The organism is Nodosilinea sp. LEGE 07298 (assembly GCF_015207265.1).
Taxonomy (GTDB): Bacteria; Cyanobacteriota; Cyanobacteriia; order Phormidesmidales; family Phormidesmidaceae; genus Nodosilinea.
This window is the reverse complement of record NZ_JADEXE010000323.1, coordinates 1-7,180: the sequence shown is the minus strand read 5'-3', so window position 1 is coordinate 7,180 and position 7,180 is coordinate 1. Positions and strand designations below refer to the sequence as shown.

Here is a 7,180-nt window from a genome sequence, read left to right as displayed (position 1 = left end):
CCCCTGGGTAAACATCAGCATCGGCGTCAGGTTGATGGTGCCGTAGGTGCCCGTCCCGGCCAGCACCTCCTGCAAAAACAGGTTCGATGGCTCGGGTGGGTGGGCCAAAATGCGCTGGCTGCCAGTGCCCAGAGTGACATCGGTAAGCATGCAGAAAAACTGCGATCGCCGCCCCTGCACTACCAAAAACTTGCCCACCCGCATGTCTTCCACCGAAATATCGGGGTGCAGGCGCACCTCCAGCCCCTGGCTCAGCGAACCCTGAATCACGGACCCTAGCGGCTGACTCATCCCCATCGGACAATCCTCTGCGTGAGTTCAGTTGATTTTAATACATTTGTCCTGGTTGGGGATAGGGGATTTGGTTTGCGGTTGGCGGTTCTGCCAAACACCGCTCACCGCTCACCACGCATCGCTCGCCGTTCACCGCTAACCCTTTACCGAAAAAAGCGCCCGTACGCCTCCTTAGGCCCACAAGCGCTTACAAGCTTTATCTGAGAATCGGCGCAGTTTCTAGAACTGAATGCCGACGCCACCCTGTACTGAGACCGCCATGTTGCCACCCTCGCGGTAGGCATCGAAGGCAAAAATAGCGTTGCCAAAGGCCACTAAGTTGCTATTAGGAAATAGGTAATCAATACCGGGTTGAAGGACAAAAGACGTTTTGTTACCTACGATTGAAGGCTCATCGCCACCGCCCACGAAGGCGGCTCCAGCCCCTACGTACACGTCGGTATTCCAGCTGAGGGGTACGTCGTAGGAAACGGTGGGTACGAAGGCAAAATCGCCGCCAAAGAGAAAGCCCTGAGCCCGGATTGAAACAGGGTATCGCAGCAGCCGATAGCGACCTGAAATGACCCCCTGCACGCCGCTACCCTGTCCGGTAGCCGCATCATTGGTGATGCCAATACCAGCGCCAACGCCCACATAGCTACCGTAAGCTACCTGTGCCTGGGCTGCCTCTGGCGCGATCGCTGCGCCAGTAACGGTAGCGACCGTCGCCAGCAGGGCGGCCCCTGCCGTATGCCCCATCCAACGCCCTAAGCTTTTCATGGAGTTACTCCTCAAACCTTCAAACTTGTTATGTTGGCCGTCTGTGCTGGGCCTATCGATACCGACCTGAACCTATCGCCGTGGGGCGATTTCAGCTACTATTGCCCTTAGCCTGCCGTAAGCTTACTGCATGGTTCAGATTTCAACACACCGAATTTTGCTGTAAACAAGACTGTTGGCAAGAAATTCTCAGTAGATAGCTAGAAGCCAGGTATGGCTATGGCTCAGTCGGCATTGGCAGCGGCTGTACGAGATGGTGAGATGTAGCTTAAAAATAAAAATTTGATCAAATCTAAGTTTTGTCGGTAGGCATTCTGCCTGACCAGGAACAGCCGAGACGGCTATGCCACGTTCTAAATCTTTGATTTTTAGCCCGCCCGCTGCCGCTTACTTATGAACGATGCCCCATGAGCCACATTCTACGTTGGGTGCAGCAATTTCAAAACTTTGAGGACGCTTACCAGACCTTTGGCCGCGTGTATGAGCGCTACCGGGCCGCTCCTGATGACGAGGTCATTCAAATCGCCCTAATTCAAGCCTTTGAGTTCAACTTTGAGATCGCCTGGAAAACGATGAAAGATTATCTGGAATATGAAGGCTACAGCGGTGTTAACAGTAGTAAACAAGTGGTGCGAGTAGCGTTTCAATCGGGGCTAGTAACTAGCCCTAAAGGCTGGATGACTGCCATTGCCCGGCGCAATATGACCAGCCACGTTTTCAACACAGTCGTTTTGCAAGAAATGATCAATTTCATTCGAGACGAGTTTAGACCCCTGGTGCAGGCACTTTACAGCGAACTCAGTAAAGCAATGAGCTACGGACTCTCGGATCAGCAGCTCAAAGAAATTATTCAGTTCATCGCCGCTTACCCACAGGTGGAAGAGGCCATTTTGTTTGGCTCCCGCGCCCTCGGCACCCATAAACCCGCTTCAGATGTGGATATCGCGATCAAGGGCAAAGGCGCTACCTCAGCCCTGGCAACCCGGCTAAAGTTTGACATTGAAGAAGATACCTACTTGCCCTACTTCTTTGACGTCGTAGCCTACGGCACGATTACCCACGCAGCCCTAAGGCAGCATATCGATAAAGAAGGCGTATCCATCTACTACAACTGTACCTAGGCAGCGTAGCGGGTCGACCTATGGCTCAATTACAGTGGCTAAGGCTACGTATTGAGCAGCGTGCTCGCGGAAGTATCTCACCATAGATGCGATCGCCTCTTTCTGGACATCTTTCGGCAGCTCAATTGACACAGCGATCATCCTTGTCTTCATTGCAGATTCAAGACCAAAAAGTCCTGTTCACTACCCATTGAGCGATCGCATCTAGCCAGTGTTCCGCATCCCTGCTGCGATGCCGTTGATGGTCAGTAGTGCGCCGCGCAGCAGTTCGCCCTGGCTGTAGCGCGATCGAATCACTCCGGTAGCAGCCTGGTCTTTGTACTGGCGCAGGCGCTTGAGCAGCGCTACCTGCAAAAAGCCCAGGGGTACGATGGTACCGTTGCGTAGGTAGACCGATCGCTGCAGGTCAGGGTCGCTATCGAGCAGGCGATCGTGGCCGGCAATGCGCAACACCATGTCGCGGGTCAGGTAAAACTCCTGCGATATGGTGTCGAACAGCTTCAAAAAGCGCTCTTTGTCCTCGGGGCTGGTGAGTTCGCGCACGTAGTGCTCGGCGATTTGTAGATCGACTTTGGCCAGGGTCATCTCGACTTTAGAGATCACCATCTTAAAGAAGGGCCACTTGCTGTAGAAGTAGCGCAGCACCTTGAGATGCTCTTCGGGGGCTTCATCCACAAATTCTTGCAGGGCAGTGCCCACGCCGTACCAGGAGGGCAGCAGAAACCGCGCCTGGGTCCAGCTAAACACCCAGGGAATGGCCCGCAGGCTGCCCAGGTCTTTTTTGCCGCCGCGCCGCGAGGGGCGAGAGCTGATTTGGAGCTGGCTGATCTCTTGAATGGGGGTGACCTGGTGGAAGAAGTTGACCAGGTCGGGCTGCTCGTAGATCAGCTGGCGGTAATGACTGCGGGAGCGGGTGGCCAGCTCCTCCATGGTCTCATTCCAGGGCTGAATGTCATCGACGCTGTTGCTCAGCAGGCTGGCCTGCATGACAGCAGTCGTGACGGTTTCAAGGTTGTAGAGGGCCAGGTCAGAGAGGTTGTACTTAGAAGCCAGCACTTCGCCCTGCTCGGTAATTTTGATCCGGCCCTTAATGCTGCGCCCCGGCTGAGCCAGAATTGCCTCGTAGGCGGGGCCGCCGCCGCGCCCTACCGAGCCGCCCCGACCATGGAAGATGCGTAGCGACACCCCATAGCGATCGGCGGTGGTTTGCAGCGACTGCTGGGCCTTGTGAATTTCCCAGTTGCTGCTTAAAAAGCCCGAGTCTTTGTTGCTGTCGGAGTAGCCCAGCATCACTTCTTGCAGCGGTACGGCCCGAGGAGTGGCAACACCTCCTGGCCCTTGATCAACAGGCAGTGCCGCCTGCCCCTGGAGCATGTTCAAGTAGAGCGGAATTTCAAACAGGGCCTCCATCACTGCCGGAGCGTGCTGGAGGTCTTCGACAGTTTCAAACAAGGGGACGGGCTGAAGGCTGCTCAACTCGGTGGTGGGGTCGTAGAGGCCTGCCTCTTTGGCCAGCAGCAGCACCTCTAGCAGGTCGCTGACGGTGTGGCTCATGCTGATGATGTAGCTGCCGCAGATATCCGGGCCAAACTCCAGATGGAGCTGACGCACCATATGCATCGTGGCCAGGGTTTCGCGGGTTTTGTCAGAGAACGGCAAATCGCGGGGGGTTAGGGGGCGACGGGTTTGCAGCTCGCTGACCAGCCAGGTAATTTTGTCGGCCTCGGGTAAATCGCTGTAGGGCTGGGGCAGAATGCGCAGGTACTGAGTGATGTCGTCGAGGGCATCAGAGTGGCGCGAGCTTTCCTGGCGCAGGTCGAGCTGAGCCAGATTGAAACCAAAGATCTCGACCTGGCAGATCAGAGTGCTGAGGTCTTGGCAGTTGAGGCCGGTGGCCTCCAGGTTGCGCTGAATCAGCCGCAGCTCGGCCAAAAACTCGTGGCCATAGCGGTAAATGGGGCCGCCAATTGGGGCATTAGAATGATCGGCAAAGGGGTCGCTTTGGTAAAGCAGCTGGCTGCGATCGAGGGTATTTTTGAGCCGCTGCTTAATGTAGGCCAGCTTGAGGCGGTAGGGTTCCTGACGGTAGCGAATGGCCAGGTCGTCGTAGATGTCAGGCATTTTGACCTGGTCTTGCTCCAGCGACTCTAGCAGCTCGGGCAGCACCTCGCTCCAGTGCAGCGACAGGCTGAGCAAGTCAACCAGGCGATCGACTGAGGCAATGTACTTGTTGAGCACCAGATTGCGCTGGTAGCAGGCGGTCTTCCAGGTTACTTCGGGGGTAACTGAGGGGTTGCCGTCGCGATCGGACCCTACCCATGATCCAAACCGGCAGAAGCGGTGGCGGGGTGGGTCTAGCTCGGGGAACGTAGTGGCGATCGCGCGTTCAAATCTTTGATAAAGCTGGGGCAGGGCGTCGAACAGCACCACATGGAAGTAGTGCAGGGTGTAGTCAACCTCGTCGAGCACCGAGGGCTTAAACTGATGCAGCTCGTCGGTGCGCCACCAGAGGCGAATCTCTTCAGTCAGCTGATCTTTGAGTTCTTCCATTTCCCACGATGAGGCCAGACCCAAACCCTGGGCACTTTCTTCAGCCTGGTCCATCTGGCGCAAAATGCTGGCAATGCGGCGCTGCTTGTCGCGGATGGTGTGGCGCACAATCTCGGTGGGATGAGCGGTAAACACCAGTCGCACATCGAGCTGGTCGATCAGGTTTTGAATTACCTGGGGCGGCACGTTCAGCCGTTTTAGGGTAGGGAACAGCCAGTGAAAGGTGCCCGCCTCTTTGCGGCCGCCGGGGGCATCGGCCACGCTGCGGCTGAGCAGGTCGGCCTGAAATAGGTTGCTGCCCGATTCTGAATCACTGCCGGAAGATGTACCAAAGAAAGACTGCCCGGCCCGCTGGGCCAGTTCGGAGGTTTCGTAGGCGGCTCGATACTGCTGCTGCTGCCCCCGCTGCTCGTAGTGCTGCTCAACAATGTTGATCAGCTGAAAATACAGAGCAAAGGCCCGCGAAGCCCGAATGGCATCTTCGAGATCGAGGGCTTCGACCACCTCGACGACGGCCTTTACTCGGGCTTCGGCGGCGGTCGGGGCCTGGCCCTCGGGCGAACACATCTGCCGCAGCTGCTGTAGCAGATTTAGTAGTTCGGGGCCGCAGGCGTGTTCTAGCACCTTTTCCCAGAGGTCTTCGACCACTCGTAGCCGATGACGCAACAGCAAATCTTGCCGCGAGGGCTGGTCATCCACTGTGGCAGGAGGGCTCAGTAAGTCGGCTTCAGCTGCGGGCCGGGTATCCCCGGAGGAGTGGAGCGTTGAACTCATGGGTTACAAAATGCAGAGAGAACGGGGATATCGCAAAGATTCTATAGGATCAGCCTAGTCTGAAGAAGTTTATCTAGATGAACAATTTGAAAACGTTACAGCCACCTAGGGGCTGAGCTAGAGCACCAAACCTTTTACTGATAACGATTTCAGGGATTTTGTCAGTCATTGCGCGGTGCATTGCTTTGCGTTAGCGGAGTCTCGCCTGAGCGTTATGCACGCTATGCGGATCTATCAACGTCAGGATTTTAGCTGAAGCATAGGCTAAATGAAGCGTTAGCGGAACCCAGCCAATCCTTAAGTCCAGCTGGGTTTTCTCCTCTGGAGATGCTCCGCGAATGCTCCGTTCCAGCTAACTTGCGGCTGATCAAATTCAAATTTTTAGGCTTGACGAAATGCTAGTCTGTCGCTGCCGGGGTAGGGTGCTCGGGTGACGTGGGCGGCATATTCAAGTTGGGGAGACGTTCTCCAGCAAACAGCTGCTCGCTGGAGAGACCCGCCTGGGTAAGGCCGTCGGCTAGGGCACGGGCCACCACAATGCCAAGCAAAACGGGAGGCACCAGCAGGCCCACCATGACTTCGGTGGATAGGCGAGAGGATGAAGCGAAAACAGAGGGGTTAGATGACGTCATAGGAAGGCAGCAGGGAGTAAGAAACTGGGGCTGAGCCTAGGCTGATAAAATGGCGTTCGAGATGGTGCCCACAAATGTCCTGAAGGGTATTGATCTAGGGCTACCATTAGCACATTTGATCTTTAATATAGTAAACAAGTGACCACAGCCCAGCCAGACTGACCCTGGAATTCGGTCTTTTTTTGCGGAGGCGTTTTGGCTACTGCCTGGGCGAGTTAGCAATGTTTTTGGAAATTGCCTCCAAAGAAATCGGCTGATCGGCGCTGGAGTTGGTATAAATTAAACCGACTGCGCCATCCGGTGCAATTACCGCTTGGGAGCATGGCTTGAGTTTCGCTGTTACCCCGATCTCCTAATGCCTGTGTCCTTATCACCCCCCACCCTTAGCCCCAACTCGCCAGCGGCCAACGTGCTTAGCTGGCTCAGGGAGTCTATGGGATTACCTGAGGCCGAGCTGCATATCAAGCTGCGGGGCAATATTCTCCACGTGCTGTGCGAGACCCCGACAGCGCTAGATCAGTCGGCGGTGCTGCTGAAGCTGGTGCGATCGCTGCTTGACGGCGGCGACGATCTGGTGCGCCAGCACTACCCCCAGGTCTATCAGCTCTACGTTTACAGCCGCCTCACCGGCAACCCCACCCCCGACTGGACGGCCCCCATCTATCTCAACCGGCTGGAGCGTCACCTGGCCCAGCTGGTGCTCGAAAACCAGGACGAGGCCGATATTAAGGCGACTCAGTCGCTGCTAGAGCAGTACACCCAGGGTCAGCCGGAGCTATCGCTGGGCGGCGAGGGCGGCAGCAGCGCGATCGTGCTTTCGAACCTGAGCCTGGCCCGCAAGGGTGACCCCGAGGCGATCGCCTGGTACCTGAGCGAAACCCTCAGCAGCCTCGATGTGGGGGTATGGGTCAGCATTAAAGCGATCCCAGGCACGGCCCACCTGCACCGGATGGCGATTGCCATCGATGGCGATCCCGCCGAGGCCGGTGGCGATGGCGGCACCGACACCACCATTTCGCGCCTGTGGATTCTCTGTGAGGCGACCTACAG

The 7,180-nt window shown here is 56.4% G+C and carries 5 protein-coding genes and 1 pseudogene; 2 read left to right on the top strand and 4 right to left on the bottom strand.

Annotated elements, in window-relative coordinates:
- A partial coding sequence (locus tag IQ273_RS28155) for an HAS-barrel domain-containing protein (protein ID WP_278000602.1) occupies positions 1–297 on the bottom strand: 297 nt, incomplete at its 3' end.
- Positions 298–513: 216 nt separating this feature from the next.
- Positions 514–1,053 carry a hypothetical protein gene (locus IQ273_RS28150; RefSeq protein WP_228054026.1) on the bottom strand — a complete coding sequence of 180 codons (540 nt, stop codon included), beginning with the start codon at positions 1,051–1,053 and terminating at the stop codon, positions 514–516.
- A gap of 407 nt (positions 1,054–1,460) precedes the next feature.
- Here IQ273_RS28150 and IQ273_RS28145 point away from each other — a divergent pair, with 407 nt between their 5' ends.
- Positions 1,461–2,174: an HI0074 family nucleotidyltransferase substrate-binding subunit gene (locus IQ273_RS28145; RefSeq protein WP_194026430.1), complete on the top strand. Its 714-nt coding sequence runs from the start codon at positions 1,461–1,463 to the stop codon at positions 2,172–2,174.
- A gap of 204 nt (positions 2,175–2,378) precedes the next feature.
- Here the strand turns inward: IQ273_RS28145 and ppc are convergent, their stop codons facing one another.
- Together ppc and IQ273_RS28135 are read right to left on the bottom strand one after the other, a co-directional pair.
- A complete protein-coding gene (ppc, locus tag IQ273_RS28140) occupies positions 2,379–5,498 on the bottom strand; it encodes a phosphoenolpyruvate carboxylase (protein ID WP_194026429.1) in 3,120 nt (1,039 codons plus the stop codon).
- 398 nt (positions 5,499–5,896) lie between these two features.
- Positions 5,897–6,130, bottom strand: coding sequence for a hypothetical protein (locus tag IQ273_RS28135; RefSeq protein ID WP_194026428.1), 234 nt, complete (start codon positions 6,128–6,130; stop codon positions 5,897–5,899).
- A gap of 361 nt (positions 6,131–6,491) precedes the next feature.
- Between IQ273_RS28135 and IQ273_RS28130 the strand changes: the two are divergent.
- Positions 6,492–7,180, top strand: a pseudogene (locus IQ273_RS28130) (hypothetical protein); the annotation flags it as partial.